Here is a 16,245-nt window from a genome sequence, read left to right on the forward strand (position 1 = left end):
GATCAAACTATATAATTATTTGCGAGTGATACATTTTTCAAGAAGGCCTTGCTCTTCAAGAACACTCACAAGCGTTGAACCCATCTCAGATGGTGTTGGAGCTACTTTAATGCCGCAAGCTTCAAGCGTTGCGATTTTTTCAGCAGCTGTTCCTTTACCACCGGAAATGATTGCGCCAGCATGTCCCATCCGTTTGCCCGGAGGCGCTGTTGCGCCGCCAATGAAGCCGACAACTGGTTTTTTCATGTTTGCTTTAATCCACTCAGCAGCTTCTTCCTCTGCTGTACCGCCGATTTCACCAATCATGATTACCGCGTAGGTATCTGGATCTTCATTGAAAAGATTCAAGATATCGATAAACTCAGAGCCCTTAACCGGGTCGCCGCCGATTCCTACTGCAGAAGATTGTCCAATTCCACGAGTCGTCAATTGATGAACCGCTTCATAAGTCAATGTTCCTGAGCGAGAAATTACGCCAACATGTCCAGCTGTATGAATGTAACCAGGCATAATGCCGATTTTGCATTCATCCGGCGTAATTACGCCTGGGCAGTTAGGTCCGATAAGAACGGTTTTGCTGCCGTCCATGTAACGTTTAACTTTTACCATATCAAGCACGGGAATGCCTTCTGTAATACAGATAACAAGATCAAGCTCAGCGTCAACCGCTTCCATGATTGCATCTGCAGCAAATGCAGGTGGTACATAGATAACTGAAGCATTAGCGCCAGTAGCAGCTTTTGCTTGAGCAACCGTGTTGAAAACAGGCAATGATACGAGCGTGCCGTTATCAAGTGTAATATCAACGTTTGTGCCACCTTTACCAGGTGTTACGCCGCCGACCATTTGCGTACCGTATTCCAATCCGCCTTTGGTATGGAACAAGCCAGTTGCTCCTGTAATACCTTGGGTAATGACTTTTGTATCTTTATTAACCAAAATGCTCACTCTTAACTCACATCCCCTGAATGAATTCGTATGCGGCCTATGCCACACAGCAAGTTATCTTATTTCACGAGAGCGACAATCTTCTGCGCGCCGTCCGCCATGGAATCCGCAGCCACGATGTTCAATCCCGATTCTTTCAAAATAGTTTTGCCGAGGTCTACGTTAGTACCTTCTAGACGAACAACGAGCGGACGGTCAAGACCGACTTGCTTCGCTGCTTCGACAACGCCATTTGCAATTACGTCACAACGCATAATGCCGCCGAAAATGTTAACGAAAATACCTTTAACTTTTTCATCAGACAAAATGATTTTGAACGCTTCTGTTACCTTCTCAGCTGTAGCACCGCCCCCTACGTCTAGGAAGTTGGCAGGGTCGCCGCCGTAATATTTGATAATATCCATTGTTGCCATCGCTAGGCCTGCACCGTTGACCAAGCAACCGATGTTGCCGTCAAGAGCGATGTAGCTAAGGTCGTATTTGGACGCTTCAATTTCTTTTGCGTCTTCTTCTTCCAAATCGCGAAGCTCAACGATATCTTTGTGACGATAAAGAGCGTTTGAGTCGAAGTTCAATTTAGCATCAAGAGCAATAACTTGTCCGTCGCCAGTTACAACAAGCGGATTGATTTCTGCAATGGATGCATCTTTCTCAACAAAAGCGGTGTAAAGAGAAATCATGAACTTAACTGCTTTGTTAACAAGCTCATTAGGAATGTTGATTGCATAAGCTAGTTTGCGCGCTTGGAACGCTTGCAAGCCAACAGCAGGATCAACGATCTCCTTAATGATTTTCTCCGGGGAGTGTTCAGCAACTTCTTCAATCTCAGTGCCGCCCTCTTCCGAAGCCATCATAACGACACGACCTGTACCACGGTCTAATACTACGCCGATATAATATTCTTTCTTAATGTCGCAGCCTTCTTCGATCAGAAGACGTTTGACTTCCTTGCCTTCTGGACCTGTTTGATGCGTAACAAGCACTTTACCTAGAATCTCACTAGCATAAGCGCGCACTTCATCAAGATTTTTTGCTACTTTAACTCCGCCCGCTTTACCACGGCCGCCAGCGTGAATTTGTGCTTTCACGACAACAACCTTTGTTCCGAGCGATTTAGCCGCTTCAACAGCTTCGTCTACAGTGAAGGCTACTTTACCTTCAGGTACGACGACACCATACTGTTTAAGGACCGCTTTCCCTTGATATTCATGGATATTCATTGTTGAAATCCTCCATTTCACAGACTGAAATCAGTCATATGTACACAAACCTCTATTATTGTAGCACCTTTCCCCGCCAGTTACCTTACTTTCACACATAATTAATACGGCTTTTTTGATATGGGTTTCATCTCAAAATGAGATTAAAGCGATAAAACCAGCTGAAATGCTCGTTTTATAAGGGAAAATACCACGCCATTTAGTATGACCCAATCCTAAAAATCATACCCGAAACATTTTAAATATTGACAATGCGAAGATAACTAAATTATGATATTGGCAAATTCATAACGATGGAACGGAATCGTAAGGAAGCACCTTCATTCACACATATGGGGGTGCTTTTTGTCGTGTTTAGTTTAATTCAGAGCGCAAGCGTTTATGGAGTAGATGGTAAAAGCATTTCAGTTGAGGTTGATATTTCCAGCGGCCTGCCTCAAATCAACGTAGTGGGTTTGCCTGATCCTGCTGTTCGCGAATCTGTTGAACGTGTTCGAGCCGCTCTAAAAAATAGTGGTTTTACTTTTCCTATGGACAGAATTACGGTTAATCTAGCTCCTGCCGACTTGCGCAAGGAAGGCACATCCTTTGATTTAGCCATTGCGGCGGGCATCTTAACTGCAAGCGGACAAATTAGCGTTGCCCCTTTTGAGAATACGCTTCTTCTTGGAGAGCTCTCACTTAACGGCAATGTCCGTCCGGTAGCCGGTGTACTTGCCATGATTGAACAAGCGAAACGACTTGGCTTTACGCGTGTCTTACTGCCTGTAGCGAACGTCAAGGAAGCCATCTGGATTTCTGATATGGAATTGTTTGCGTTAAGCCACCTGAAAGAGCTTGATTTAATCAAAAAGAAACAATCCGACTGGAACGATATTCGTGTCGATCATAGAAACGATTCCAGCTTTAGTCAAAGTGAAAACAAAGCATATCTAGATAAGCAAGATGAAATTGGTGATTATGGAGATGTTATCGGTCAGCATCAAGCCAAACGAGCTATGCTTATAGCCGCGGCTGGCAAACACAATATTTTGCTCAGCGGACCTCCTGGCACGGGTAAAACGATGATGATTCGGCGTCTTCCGGGGATATTGCCCTTATTGACTGAACAAGAAGCGCTGGAGGTTACGAAAATATATAGTGTAGCTGGCAAGCTGCTGGATAGCTCCCACGGCCTTATTACTCATCCACCATTTCGCGCTCCGCATCATACCATATCGTCCGGCGGACTGATCGGCGGCGGCTCTATCCCGAAGCCGGGAGAAGTTACACTCGCTCATCGCGGCGTGTTGTTTCTTGATGAATTGCCAGAATTTCCGAGACAGGTGCTTGAGGTTTTGAGACAGCCGCTGGAGGATCGTATAGTAACCATTTCCCGCTCCAAAGCTGTATTCCAGTTTCCAGCCAGCATTATGCTGGCTGCCTCCTTTAATCCATGTCCATGCGGCTATTATGGGCATGAGTATGGCGACAAACGCTGCACTTGCAGCGCTACACTCATTAGCCGTTATCGATCTAAAATATCAGGGCCATTGCTTGATCGAATAGATTTACAGCTAGAAGTGCCAAGACCTATTTCTCTAGAGCATGCTTCAACTGGCCCATCACTTAATACTGCCCAAATGAAGCAGCTAGTGCTGGGTGCATATGCCTTTAAACAAGATCGCACAGCAGGCATCAGTCTCAATCCTATTGGATCATTAAACGGCGCTGCCCTTCGAAGGTCTGTAAATATAAAGCCAGAAGCCGCAAGCCTGCTGGAAAGTGCTTTTGAAGCGCTTGGAATCAGTATGCGGGCATACGATAGAATGCTGAAGCTGGCACGCACCATAGCCGATCTTGAAGCAAGCGACGCAGTCGATACAATGCATATCGCGGAAGCTATTCAATATCGCGGGCTTGATAAGCCGCTTTCATAATAAAAAAACTTTCTCTGTAGGTTAGCTCCCGTCAGAGAAAGTCCAATTTGTTACCCTTTTAGAACGCTGCCTCAAAATGCTTAAAAGAAGTGACGATCTCATCTGCACGGCTCAACGTTATCGCAACTACATCAAAGCGAATGGATGCATCTGAGCGCCCGACACTGCGTAAATAAACTTGAGCCGCTTCCCTAACCTTCTGTTGCTTGCGATAATCCACCGACTCCGCGGCTGTGCCGTATTTGCCGCCTTCTTTTCTCGTACGCACCTCTACAAATACAAATCTATCAGAATGTTCAGCAATAATATCAATTTCTCCTATTCTACATCGCCAATTCCGCGTGAGAATATTATAATTAGCTTCTATTAAATACAAACAAGCTGCTTCCTCGCCAAGCTGACCCGTAGCTTTCCTATTATCTAGTTTCCGCGTCCCATTCGCTCTTCCCTCATCATCACCCATCTATCATTTCCCTCGCTTTTCGGTCAGAACGATAAACAAAGCTTAAAATTTCTGCGACGAGCGTATACAGCTCACCCGGGATTTCTTGATCGATATCAAGCTTAGAGAGCACTTCTACTAACGAGGAATCCTCTTGAACAGGAATGCCATTTTCCTTCGCTTTCTCAAGGATGAGATCCGCTAAATGCCCTTTCCCTTTAGCAACCATAACCGGAGCAGTGCGCTCGCCTGGCTCGTATTTTAAAGCGACTGCTTTCCTGACTTTCGTTTGTGGCTGATTTTCACTCTGATCGCTGCTCATATACGATAATCGACTCCTTTGTAACGATTGGCTGCAAAGGCGCTCATATCCGTCATTTGCTGGTTCTTAACTGCTGCTGATGCTGCTTCCACCTTCGATTCCCCCGCTTTGGGAAGCGGAGTTGTTCGCAGTGAAAGCAGCTGATAACCTGCTTGCTGAAGGCTGGCAGCAATTTCATTTCGAGATCCTTCTGCAAGCGATGAGATTGCAGGATGATCATTCCACAAGTTTAAACTTACAATTTTGTCCATCACATTTACATCAACCATCGTATCGCCCAGCGTATTCATCGACAAATTAAAGAGCAATCTGCAATTCGAAGCGTCAAGCTCTCCTTTTCGTCCTCTTCTTGTCTGAATGTGAACCGAAGCGGTTTGTTTGCCGTCTGCGTTATTGATTGGAATAAACATCGTCACATGCGTGAGAACGGAGCTGTTCCGCTCAGGAGTAAGCAAAAGCTGCTGGCCTGTTATTTGCTGTACAAGCTGCTGCGCTGTCTCTTTGAGAGCAGGAGGTGTATGATCCGATGAAACAAGAGCTAGCAAGGCACTTTTCAATGATTCCTGCTGAGCAGGCGGAGAAGAATCTGTCATTGGAATGCTGTCTGCAACGGTCGAAAGAACCGCTAAGGCTGCTCGTTCAACCATATGCTTTTGATCCGGCAGCCTTGCTTGCTGAGAATCAGCGGTTTCAAACTCTGCTGCTTTTGCCAGCATTACGGTTGGAGCAGCTTCTTTGTTGTTAGCCTCGACGATAGGAGTCTGCAGCGGTGGTGCTGAAGCATACGTTACAGTCGCCGGCTTCGCAGCAGTTTCCGTTGTTGCTGGCTGAGAAGCCGGCGCTTGCTGACTCAATTGAGTATCCGCTGTAAAAACTTTGGCAAGCTGAAGCTCATGATCGACGCCCATCCATTTCATTATCTGTCCCAGCCAGTTGGGCTGACTTGACTGACTGGCTAATGCTCTAGCCGCATGAGGATTAGCTTGTTGATCCGGAGCTTCGTCCTCAGACATAGCGACAGGTGCTGCTGTTGCCTGCGGCAAGTCCGTTTTGACGATTTGCGCGTTTAATTGCTTTGCAGTCGGAATGTCCTTTGTAACGGCTTCTCCTGATCTTGCTGCACCAGACTCAGCCGTCACTCCACGAAGCAGCTCGAGCCCTTCCGTCAGAAGCGCTTGCACACGTGCAGCTGCTTGAGTTGCGGCTTTTGTTTCAACTGTCCCTTCATCCGAAACACTCGTGAATGAAGTAATTTGCTGCTGCAACGTCTCAAGCAGCTCATGCGTGCTGCGCCCGAACATAACCTGCTGCATCGCACCTACAGTAGCACCAGTCATAGGCAGCCCTCTTTTAAAGGTTGCGGCAGCGGACTGCATCCATTGCTCCGCATCTCCACCAGCCGGCATCGCGGATGCAGCCTGTTGAAAGGCTTGCGCAACATCGCGGTTCAGAATCACGCCTTCCTTCCGCAAATCCTTTACGATCTGCGCTGCCCATTTCTGCTCTGGCAACGCCAGCTGTTTAGCCCATTCCTTGAACGTATCATCAGGCAATCCCACTTGACCAGGTTCAACCTGTTTAAGCATTACAAGCGCTCCGCTTGATTGAGGCTGCACTTGGAGCATTGCTGATTGTCCCACTTGAAGCGGCAGCTCTAGCTTCGCACGCACTTGTACACCGTTAATTTGTACGAGCGCTTCGTTATTTTCCATCACCTGCAAGATGACGCCTCTTACCACTTGTCCAACTTTAAGCTCCACAGCTCGTGTATCCGCACTAGAAGCCTCTCCTAAGAAGCTTCGCATCATTTGACTTATATTCATTTGTTCATTCGCCTCCGTTGCTCCAGCGCCATTCTATGCGTTTGCTCTTTGCACTTAAGCGAGCTCTTTACATATGCATGTACGACTTCATTAAACCTATAAGCCTTATATCGGTCAAAATGAGCAAAGCTTGTAGCCGTTCTCCCCAAAAAACAGCACAAAAACAAAATAACGCCCGATAATTACACTAGGCATCTTTTGCCTCGCACAATCAATCGAGCGTCATATAATATGTGCTGCGAGATGCAGCTAGAAGAGAAGCAGCTGCTCCTCTGTAAATAAATTGCCGAGAAACGATCTGCGATGCAGAGGACTTGGTCCATTAGCTAGCAATCGCTCCCGATGAAGCTTCGTTGCATATCCCTTGTGTATAGCAATGCCATAAGCTGGATGTTCCTGCTCCCATTCGGTCACACAAAGCCTATCGCGCGTAACCTTGGCAACGATAGAGGCTGCAGCGATCGATTGGCTTGTAGCATCCCCTTTAATGATCGAGAGCTGCGGCAGACTAACATCGACCTTCTCCGCATCAACAAGCAAATAGTCAGAAGGAACCTGTAACGATTCCACTGCAATTTTCATTGCAAGCCTAGCTGCCTGCTTAATATTGATTCGATCAACCGTTTCAGCATCAACACGAGCAGCCGACCACGCTACACATTCCTGCAAAATAATATCATACAGCTGGTCACGCTTTTTCTCGGAAAGCTTCTTGGAGTCGTTAACCCCTTCAATCACAAGCCCTGGCGGTAAAATAACGGCAGCTGCCACGACGTCTCCGAACAAGCAGCCTCGGCCAACCTCATCTACACCAGCAATCGCTTTAAATCCTTCTTCCCATAACGACTGTTCATATTGCAGCACGTTACGTTCCCCCGTTTCACATCAATAAGGTGGCGCTTCGAGCGTAATTCTTCCTAGCTTGCCTGAGCGCAAATCACGCAAAATGATTCCGGATGTTTTCTCCAAATCGACGTGTCCACCGCTAACAAGGCAGCCTCTCCGACGTCCGATATCTTCCATCACACGCACGATTTCATCTGAATCCGTAGCGTCCTTAGGTGGCGTTTCAAGCTCATAACGCTCTTTCATGTTAGGCCAGTAACGATCTACCAGCTCACGCATTGCAAAAAAGGCAATATCGTCAACGTTCAAAATTTGCTCTCTAATGGCACCTGTCATAGCAAGCCTGTATCCGACGAGCTCGTCTTCAAACTTTGGCCACAATATGCCCGGTGTATCGAGCAATTCCATTTCAGTTCCAATCTTAATCCATTGTTGTCCCTTCGTAACGCCAGGACGGTCGCCGGTTAAAGCAATAGCGCGTCCAGCGAGCTTGTTGATCAACGTGGATTTCCCGACATTCGGTATACCTACAATAAGTCCGCGAATTGCACGCGGATTTATGCCTTTTGCAATTTGACGTGCAATTTTCTCATGCAAAATTTGCTTTGCCTTGAGCGGAACCTCATTTACCTTTGTGCCTGTTGAGGAATCAATTGCGATCGATTCATGGCCTTCATTACGGAAATAAGCCATCCATTGCTCTGTCGTTTTTGGATCAGCCAAGTCGGATTTGTTTAATACGATCAATCTTGGCTTGCCGTTCAAAATTTCCTCAATCATCGGATTACGGCTAGATAGTGGAACCCGTGCATCCAATAGTTCGATGGCAAGATCGATTAGTTTGAGCTTGTCTTGTATTTGCCGTTTCGCCCGCGTCATATGACCCGGAAACCATTGAATGGTCATTTACTCACCTCATTTAGTCCAGTGCTTTATAAACTCTAGTTTGTTCAGCGGCCAAAAAATAATATCGGCACGTCCAACAACCTCTTTATCCGATACAAATCCGATAACCCTGCTATCTGTACTATCGCTGCGATTGTCGCCAAGTGCAAAAATCGTGTCCTCAGGAACAGTGATTTCAGATACATCGGAATTTATTCCTTTTTCGTTGTATAACTTGCCTTCGGCATGTGCTGCCGCAATTGCTTCTTTTAAATAAGGCTCGTCTATTTTTTTATCATTAATATAAAGGTCATCGCCTTCAAGTCGAATTTTATCACCCGGTACGCCAATCACTCGTTTTATAAATTTTCGGCCTTGCTCTGGAACATCAAACACTACGACCTCACCAAATTTCGGTTCGCGTATCGTATACAAAATTTTATTTACTATTAACCGTTCGCCGGTCTCGAAATTAGGCTTCATGGAAGGTCCGTCGACGATGAATGGTGAAAACAAAAATTGACGAATGAGAAATACGAGAACGACCGCAATGACTAAAGCCTTGATCCATTCTACGACTTCTTTATAAGCTCCGCCCTGTTTTCCTGAGCCGGATGCATGGGCTGCTGCACGGTTTGGTAAATTCTGCTCAATGTCCGCATGTTCCTGCGTATTTTTCATTTCATGATCATTGCCATTGTCCAGCCCGTCATTTCGCTGCTGTGAGTCCATTCAGTCCGCCTTCTTCCCATATGCTGTAATATGTAAATGACCTTTGAGAAAAAACGAAAAGGAGCTTGTTTGCGCAAGCCCCTCTTGTCGTTTGTTCTTAACGAATTTCTTTAATACGAGCAGCTTTTCCGCGAAGACTACGTAGGTAGTACAATTTCGCGCGACGTACTTTACCACGGCGAGCCACTTCGATTTTTTCGATTTTAGGCGAGTTAAGCGGGAAAGTTCTTTCCACACCAACACCGTAGGAAATTTTACGCACTGTAAAAGTTTCGCTGATTCCACCGCCGCGACGTTTGATTACAACGCCTTCGAACAATTGGATACGCTCACGAGTTCCCTCGATAACTTTTACATGAACTTTTAGCGTGTCACCTGGACGAAAGTTCGGTAGACCTTGGCGCAGATTTTCTTGCGCGATTGTTTGCAAAAGATTCATTTGATTCACTCCTTCCACCATAGACGTTCTTATAAGCTCACCGGATTCCTCTGAATCGGTTCATCGCTGATAGCGGACCGTCCGACTTTACGAACAACATTAGAAATTTTACCATAGCTAGCCCAATAATACAACACGATTTTTTTATTCATAAATCATGTATACTAAATGATGACAAACACCGACATGAAGAGGTGACAAAATTGCACCATAATAAACAATCTTTTTGTAACAAAACAAAAGGGGGAATCGCATCTGTACTATTAATATTAACCATTTCTGCACCATTGCAAACCTCTGCTGAATCCTTGGCTTTTAAAGATACGAATGGACACTGGGCTGGCTCCTATATTTCTTGGGCTGTTGATCAGAAATTAGCTCAAGGTTATGGGGATAATTCCTTCAAGCCAAACAAGGTTGTTAATGAAGCTGAGTTTCTTGCTATGTTATTGAGAGCCTATGGATTAGTCACAACATCATCTTCCAGCGCCAGCAATTGGACCAAGCCTTATTACGATTATGCGAATAATTTGGGCTGGCCTATCAATAACGCTTCACAAAATGTCGAATTCCGACGTGGACAAGCTGCGTTGCTTCTAGCTTCCGCGGCAAATGGAAAGGAATTTACAGAGCAAAGCGCAATTCAGTGGCTGCTTGATGAGAAAATATCGAACGGACGCACCTCTGCCACCGTTAGCGGCTTCATACCAGATGGAAAACTTACACGCGCTGAGGCGCTTACCTTCTTCTATAACCTCAAACTTCACTCAAAAGCGTTGTCCGATGCTAAAATTATTAACACCGTTGATCGCCTTCATGAAATAACGTTAAACGATTCGCTGCAAAAGCTTCAACAAACGCTCGGAAAACCGTCAAGAATTGATCCAAGCGAATATGGTTTCTCCTGGTACGTTTATAATAGCAGCTATACCAACTACATGATGTTCGGCATCCAAAATGATCGGGTAATCGCACTTTTCTCCAATGGCAAAGATAGCTGGGCGATGAAGTCGGGCATCCAGATCGGTCAAACGATTGGTAATGCCAAAAAGCTGGTTGGCGAAGCAACCAATGTCGAGACAAATAACGATTATTATGCTTACACTACAAAAAAAGTACATACCGTTCTCTTCATTGACCGACGTGATGGAAACAAAATAGCTGGTGTCATGCAAATGGATCAAGCCGTTTCCAAATCCACAGCGTTAAAATCAGCCAATACATCCAAGCTGGCAGACGCATATGAACAACAGCTCTTTGATCTTACTAACGCTGAGCGCGCTGTTCGCAAAATACCTCTGCTGCAATGGGACAAGCTCGCTGCTGCCTCTGCGCATGGTCACAGCAACGATATGAGTGCACGTAAATTTTTTGACCATACGAATCCAGACGGCTCGTCTCCCTTTGACCGAATGAAAGCAAATGGCGTTAAGTATCACTCCGCTGCTGAAAACATAGCTGCCGGATACAAAAATAGCATTTTTGCTCACTATGGCTGGGTCAATTCAACAGAAGGCCATCGTGAAGCACTATTAAACAGCAAGCTTGAGCGACTAGGTACAGGTGTTGCATTAGGCGGAACCTATAACGTCTACTATACCCAAAATTTTTACACGCCATAATCATCAAATACTTCTAAATAAACAAAGCCGCAACGAAATTCGTTGCGGCTTTGTTTATTAGCTAGGGTCGTACTATTTGCCTGTCTTATTAGGCTCCTGCTTTAACTGTGAAGCCACCCATTTGCGTTCCTTGTCCGTAAGCGGGGCGCTCTTCAGAAGGTCAGGACGGCGCTGCAGCGTCCGCAGCAGCGACTGCTCACGACGCCACACCTCAATATTCGCATGATGACCAGATATAAGAACATCCGGGACATCCCAGCCGCGGAACGACGCAGGCCGAGTGTAATGGGGATGCTCAAGCAAACCTGTGCTATATGAATCTGTAACGGCAGAAGTTTCATTGCCAAGCACTCCTGGCAGTAATCTAACAACGCTATCGATGAGCACCATTGCAGGTATTTCTCCACCCGTAAGCACGTAATCACCAATCGACAGCTCGTCTGTTACAAGATGCTCGCGTATACGCTCATCATAACCTTCATAGTGACCGCAAATAAGAACCAAATGCTGTTCCTTTGCAAGCTCTTCAGCCTTCTTCTGCGTAAACTGTGCTCCTTGCGGGCATAGAAGAATAACACGCGGCTTTATATTGTCATCCAGCTTTAGATCCTCTACTGCAGCAAAGACCGGATCTGGCTTCAAGACCATGCCGCCACCGCCGCCGTATGGATAATCATCAACCGTGTTATGCTTATTGCCTGAATAAGCACGGAAGTTGATTGCTTGAGGGGATACGATCCCCTTCTCTTTCGCTTTTCCTAAAATGCTCGAATTGAACACGCCGTCGAACATTTCGGGAAACAGCGTCAGCACATCTATTTTCATCGGTTAAATCAATCCTTCCATCAAATGGACCGTCACGATTTTCTCTTTTGTGTCGACATTGACTAAGACATCATCAATAACAGGCAAAAGCAATTGCTTCCCCGAGCCTTTCGGACGATCCACTACCCATACGTCATTTGCTCCTGGGCTTAGAATTTCCGAAATCGTGCCCAGCTCCTCGCCTTCCTCGGTAACGACGCGGCAGCCTATAATTTCGTGATAATAATATTCGCCTTCTTCAAGCTCAAGCTGCTGGTCGGCTGAAATTTTCAGTACCCAGCCTTTATATTTCTCAACCGCATTAATATCAGTGAAGCCTTCCAGCTTCAATATGTATACGTTTTTGTTCGCGCGTGAGCTGATTACTTTAACTTCCAGTGAAGCTCCGCTTTCCTCGTTCACCATAAGCAGCTTGTTTCCAGAAGCAAATCTATCCTCTGCAAAATCCGTTTGCGAAAGAATTTTCAGCTCTCCGCGGATACCGTGCGTATTAACGACTTTCCCGACTGTAAACCATTTTTCGTTCATTAGAACCAGCCCTTCATATGTGTATAGCCTTATTATACATGCAAAAACGGCTTCGTTCCATGTTGAAGAACGAAGCCGTAATGATTAGCGACATCCATGGATAAGTGTACATATTGAAAAGAAGGTTAGGACATTCATCCCAACCTTCTCTTTATACGTACATCATGACATAATGTCGACGATGACACGCTTTTGCGATTTCACGGAAGCAGAAGTCACTACCGTGCGAATCGCTTTCGCTATGCGTCCCTGTTTACCGATGATTTTACCGATATCCTCGGGGTGAACCGAAAGCTCGTATATCGTGCCACGGTCATCATCCTTCACATTGATTTGCACCTGTTCAGGATGATCAACCAATGCCTTCGCTATGACAAGAATCAATTCTTTCATCTCAAGGCCCTCCGCTATTCAACAGTTATTTCTGTTGCTTAAGCTCATGGAACTTTTTAAGAACACCAGCTTTGGAAAGCAAGTCACGAACGGTATCAGAAGCTTGCGCTCCAGTTTGCAACCATTTTAGCGCTTTCTCTTCATCAATCTTAACTTGAGCCGGTTGTGCAACCGGGTTATAAGTACCGATTTCTTCGATAAAACGACCATCACGCGGCGAACGGGAATCCGAAACTACTACGCGGTAGAAAGGAGCTTTGTGAGCACCAATTCTTTTCAAACGAATACGTACTGCCATTAAAAATTCACCTCCTTCAAAGAGTAAACAACCATTAAAACGGGAACTTCATATTTTTGCCGAGCATACCTTTCAGGCCCTTCTTGCCGCCCTTAGGTCCTTTCGGTCCCATCATCGATGAGAATTGCTTCATCATTTTTTTCATATCGTCAAACTGCTTAATGAGGCGGTTTACCTCAACGATCGTTGTTCCGCTGCCTGCAGCAACACGCTTGCGGCGACTGTGATTAAGCAGCTCTGGCTTTTGCTTCTCCTCTTTCGTCATGGAGCGGACAATCGCCTCGACGCGGCCGATTTGTTTCTCATCGACCTTCATATCCTTCATGCCCTTCATCTTGTTCATGCCGGGCAGCATATCCATAATTTGATCAAGCGGCCCCAAATTGCGAACCTGCTCCATCTGCTCAAGAAAATCGTCGAACGTAAACTCTGCTGTACGCATTTTACGTTCCATTTCCTTCGCTTTATCTGCATCAATATTCGACTGCGCCTTCTCAATAAGCGATAGCATATCGCCCATGCCGAGAATACGAGAAGCCATACGCTCTGGATGGAACGGCTCCAAGGAGTCGATCTTCTCACCCATTGCTGCGAATTTAATCGGACAGCCTGTAACTGCTTTTACCGACAGCGCCGCGCCACCGCGAGTATCGCCATCGAGCTTCGTTAGTACAACGCCTGTTAAAGCGAGCTGTTCATGAAAGCTCTGAGCAACGTTTACAGCATCTTGTCCTGTCATTGCATCAACAACGAGGAGAACCTCATCCGGCTTTGTGACCTGATGAATTTGCTTAAGCTCTTCCATCAGCTCTTCGTCGATATGTAAACGACCGGCGGTATCAATGATGACATAGTCATTGCCGTTCTCTTTGGCATGCTGTAGTCCAGCACGCGCAATCTCTACAGGTGAAGTCTGATCACCCAAGGAGAAGACCGGCGCATTGATTTGTTCACCAAGCACTTGAAGCTGCTTAATGGCTGCAGGACGATAAATATCACAAGCGATAAGAAGCGGCTTATTGTTGCTCTTCTGAAGCAATTTTGCCAGCTTGCCTGAAGTTGTTGTCTTACCCGCACCTTGCAAACCCGCCATCATAATGACTGTCGGAGGCTTATTAGCCTTAACCAGCTTGCTCTGCGTGCCGCCCATCAGCTCGGTCAGCTCTTTATTTACGATATCGATGACGACCATGCCGGGCGTGAAGCTCTTGGATACATCGAGGCCAATAGCCCGTTCCTTCACCTTCGCAATAAAGTCCTTCACGACTTTAAAGTTAACGTCTGCCTCTAGAAGCGCCAAACGCACTTCACGCATTGCTTCGCTAACATCATCCTCGGAAACCTTGCCTTTGCCCCTCAGCTTGCTGAACACATTTTGAAGCCGACTCGATAAGCTCTCAAATGCTGCCATGTACCGTCACCTCCATTCTTCATGTTTTATTCGGCTAATTTAAATTGTGCAATAACACTCATAAGCGCCTGCTTATCCTGCTCTGCAATGGAAAGCTCGTTAACGCTGTTCACAAGCTGCACAGTTAATTGTTGAAAGGATTCATGTCTTACAAGCAAGCCTAGCTTGCCTTCATAACTTTCTAGCACTTGTTCTGCACGCTTGATGTGCTCATATACCGCTTGTCTGCTAATTCCAAACTCGCCAGCAATTTCCCCAAGTGTGAAGTCGTCGTGAAAATAATATTTGAGAAACGTCCGCTGCTTCTCTGTCAAGAGCGGCTCGTAAAAGTCGAACAACAAGTTTATTCGGGTTGTCTTGGACAAGGCATCTGGTTCATTTGCTTTCATCCCCTCAGCCCCTCCTGTTATTTGCTTGTTCTGCCGACAAGGTAAATACCTTTACACCAGCAACGTCTTTTATAATACATGACACTATAGGCTGCTGTCAAGTATTTTCCCTTGTCACCTTTACGAGCTGTTTTAACTGCTCCAAACCATCTTTAATCGCCGCTTACTCCGCCGTTTTTTCAGCTTCAGAATCATCTTCACGCTGGATTAATCCAGCAAACAAAGCATGAATAAATTGCTCTGAATCGAATTGCTGCAAATCTCCCATTTTTTCGCCAAGACCTACAAGCTTAACCGGGAGGCTTAGCTCATTACGAATAGCAATTACGATTCCGCCTTTAGCTGTGCCATCAAGCTTAGTCAGTACTAGACCGGTTACGCCGCTTTTCTCGCCAAACAATTTTGCTTGGCTAAGTGCGTTTTGGCCAGTCGTTGCATCAAGCACAAGAAGAACCTCATGAGGAGCGTCAGGAAGCTCGCGCTGAATCACGCGGAAAATCTTGTTCAGCTCTTCCATCAAATTTGTTTTGTTTTGCAGCCTGCCAGCCGTATCGCATAACAGAACGTCTACGCCGCGCTGCTTTGCAGCTTGCACCGCATCGAACATCACTGCTGCAGGGTCAGCTCCTGATTGCTGCTTAATGACATCGACACCAACACGCTGTCCCCATACCTCCAGCTGCTCAATAGCTCCTGCGCGGAACGTATCGCCAGCTGCCATAAGCACACTCTTGCCTTCGCTCTTAAATTTATGAGCAAGCTTGCCAATGGTCGTCGTCTTGCCGACGCCATTTACGCCAACGAACAAAATAACAGTGATGCCGCTTGGTGCCATCCGCAAGCCGGAATGATCGTCACCCTTCATCAGATGAATCAGCTTCTCAGAGAGGATCGGCTGTAAATCCGAAGCATCCTCGATCTTCCGTTTTTTCACTTCGGCCCGCAGGTCGTCAATAAGCTGCATGACAGTATTCACACCAACGTCGGCGCCAATTAATATTTCCTCTAGTTCTTCATAAAACTGCTCATCGATTTTTTTGCGGCGTGTGATTAGCTCTTCTACCTTTTCAACAAAAGCCGTACGCGTCTTCGATAAGCCTTCTTTGAAAATATTTGTCACCGCTTCTGTCTTTGTAGCGATGCTTTCCTTCAGCTTCTTAAAAAAACTCATTGTTCCAACTCCCCATCCTCACGTTGCCGTTT

18 protein-coding genes are annotated in these 16,245 nt (G+C 46.0%); 2 read left to right on the forward strand and 16 right to left on the reverse strand.

The features are described from left to right. Positions 1-15 precede the first annotated feature (15 nt). Both sucD and sucC read right to left on the reverse strand, forming a co-directional pair. On the reverse strand, positions 16-948 hold the full coding sequence (gene sucD / locus AB4Z50_RS20070; RefSeq protein ID WP_053375706.1) for a succinate--CoA ligase subunit alpha: 933 nt from the start codon (positions 946-948) through the stop codon (positions 16-18). Between the two features lie 59 nt (positions 949-1,007). Further along, positions 1,008-2,168 carry an ADP-forming succinate--CoA ligase subunit beta gene (gene sucC / locus AB4Z50_RS20075; protein ID WP_076268348.1) on the reverse strand — a complete coding sequence of 387 codons (1,161 nt, stop codon included), beginning with the start codon at positions 2,166-2,168 and terminating at the stop codon, positions 1,008-1,010. A 293-nt stretch (positions 2,169-2,461) separates the two neighbouring features. Between sucC and AB4Z50_RS20080 the strand changes: the two genes are divergently transcribed. Beyond that, positions 2,462-4,087 (forward strand): YifB family Mg chelatase-like AAA ATPase, encoded by a 1,626-nt coding sequence (locus AB4Z50_RS20080; RefSeq protein ID WP_441881304.1) that lies wholly within the window; start codon positions 2,462-2,464, stop codon positions 4,085-4,087. Positions 4,088-4,145: 58 nt separating this feature from the next. On the opposite strand, the gene AB4Z50_RS20085 is transcribed toward AB4Z50_RS20080, so the two are convergent. The 7 genes from AB4Z50_RS20085 to rplS all read right to left on the reverse strand — a co-directional run bounded on the left by AB4Z50_RS20085 (position 4,146) and on the right by rplS (position 9,576). Then, a complete protein-coding gene (locus tag AB4Z50_RS20085) occupies positions 4,146-4,550 on the reverse strand; it encodes a YraN family protein (protein WP_441881306.1) in 405 nt (134 codons plus the stop codon). Then, entirely contained in the window at positions 4,543-4,851 is a 309-nt protein-coding gene (locus AB4Z50_RS20090; RefSeq protein WP_076268346.1) for an EscU/YscU/HrcU family type III secretion system export apparatus switch protein, read from the reverse strand. Before AB4Z50_RS20090 ends, AB4Z50_RS20085 begins: the two co-directional genes overlap by 8 nt. Further along, positions 4,848-6,674 carry a hypothetical protein gene (locus AB4Z50_RS20095; RefSeq protein ID WP_441881308.1) on the reverse strand — a complete coding sequence of 609 codons (1,827 nt, stop codon included), beginning with the start codon at positions 6,672-6,674 and terminating at the stop codon, positions 4,848-4,850. The genes AB4Z50_RS20090 and AB4Z50_RS20095 overlap by 4 nt, the downstream gene beginning before the upstream one ends. Positions 6,675-6,923: 249 nt before the next feature. Beyond that, positions 6,924-7,538, reverse strand: a complete 615-nt coding sequence (locus AB4Z50_RS20100) for a ribonuclease HII (protein ID WP_441881310.1) — start codon at positions 7,536-7,538, stop codon at positions 6,924-6,926. A gap of 21 nt (positions 7,539-7,559) precedes the next feature. Beyond that, complete coding sequence (gene ylqF / locus AB4Z50_RS20105) at positions 7,560-8,426, reverse strand: ribosome biogenesis GTPase YlqF (protein WP_076268343.1); 867 nt, start codon at positions 8,424-8,426, stop codon at positions 7,560-7,562. Positions 8,427-8,435: 9 nt separating this feature from the next. Next, the gene (gene lepB / locus AB4Z50_RS20110; protein ID WP_339208903.1) at positions 8,436-9,137 is read right to left on the reverse strand and encodes a signal peptidase I; all 702 of its coding nucleotides are present in this window, start codon (positions 9,135-9,137) and stop codon (positions 8,436-8,438) included. Between the two features lie 97 nt (positions 9,138-9,234). Then, positions 9,235-9,576 (reverse strand): 50S ribosomal protein L19, encoded by a 342-nt coding sequence (rplS, locus tag AB4Z50_RS20115; protein ID WP_053375699.1) that lies wholly within the window; start codon positions 9,574-9,576, stop codon positions 9,235-9,237. Between the two features lie 203 nt (positions 9,577-9,779). On the opposite strand from rplS, the gene AB4Z50_RS20120 reads away from it, so the two are divergent. Beyond that, complete coding sequence (locus AB4Z50_RS20120) at positions 9,780-11,198, forward strand: CAP-associated domain-containing protein (RefSeq protein ID WP_441881313.1); 1,419 nt, start codon at positions 9,780-9,782, stop codon at positions 11,196-11,198. A gap of 72 nt (positions 11,199-11,270) precedes the next feature. Here the strand turns inward: AB4Z50_RS20120 and trmD are convergent, their stop codons facing one another. From trmD to ftsY, 7 genes are all read right to left on the reverse strand, one after another. After that, on the reverse strand, positions 11,271-12,023 hold the full coding sequence (gene trmD, locus AB4Z50_RS20125; RefSeq protein WP_339208901.1) for a tRNA (guanosine(37)-N1)-methyltransferase TrmD: 753 nt from the start codon (positions 12,021-12,023) through the stop codon (positions 11,271-11,273). Positions 12,024-12,026: 3 nt separating this feature from the next. After that, positions 12,027-12,551 (reverse strand): ribosome maturation factor RimM, encoded by a 525-nt coding sequence (gene rimM, locus AB4Z50_RS20130; protein WP_076268340.1) that lies wholly within the window; start codon positions 12,549-12,551, stop codon positions 12,027-12,029. 162 nt (positions 12,552-12,713) lie between these two features. Then, positions 12,714-12,944, reverse strand: coding sequence for a KH domain-containing protein (locus tag AB4Z50_RS20135; RefSeq protein ID WP_076268339.1), 231 nt, complete (start codon positions 12,942-12,944; stop codon positions 12,714-12,716). 25 nt (positions 12,945-12,969) lie between these two features. Further along, positions 12,970-13,242, reverse strand: coding sequence for a 30S ribosomal protein S16 (rpsP, locus tag AB4Z50_RS20140; RefSeq protein WP_053375694.1), 273 nt, complete (start codon positions 13,240-13,242; stop codon positions 12,970-12,972). 34 nt (positions 13,243-13,276) lie between these two features. Further along, positions 13,277-14,653, reverse strand: a complete 1,377-nt coding sequence (gene ffh / locus AB4Z50_RS20145) for a signal recognition particle protein (protein WP_076268338.1) — start codon at positions 14,651-14,653, stop codon at positions 13,277-13,279. A gap of 26 nt (positions 14,654-14,679) precedes the next feature. Further along, positions 14,680-15,042, reverse strand: coding sequence for a YlxM family DNA-binding protein (gene ylxM, locus AB4Z50_RS20150; protein ID WP_076268337.1), 363 nt, complete (start codon positions 15,040-15,042; stop codon positions 14,680-14,682). 163 nt (positions 15,043-15,205) lie between these two features. Further along, the gene (gene ftsY, locus AB4Z50_RS20155; RefSeq protein ID WP_441881317.1) at positions 15,206-16,213 is read right to left on the reverse strand and encodes a signal recognition particle-docking protein FtsY; all 1,008 of its coding nucleotides are present in this window, start codon (positions 16,211-16,213) and stop codon (positions 15,206-15,208) included. Between the last annotated feature and the right edge of the window lie 32 nt (positions 16,214-16,245).

Origin of the sequence: Paenibacillus sp. 2TAB26 (assembly GCF_052115145.1) — a bacterium.
Lineage (GTDB): Bacteria > Bacillota > Bacilli > Paenibacillales > Paenibacillaceae > Pristimantibacillus.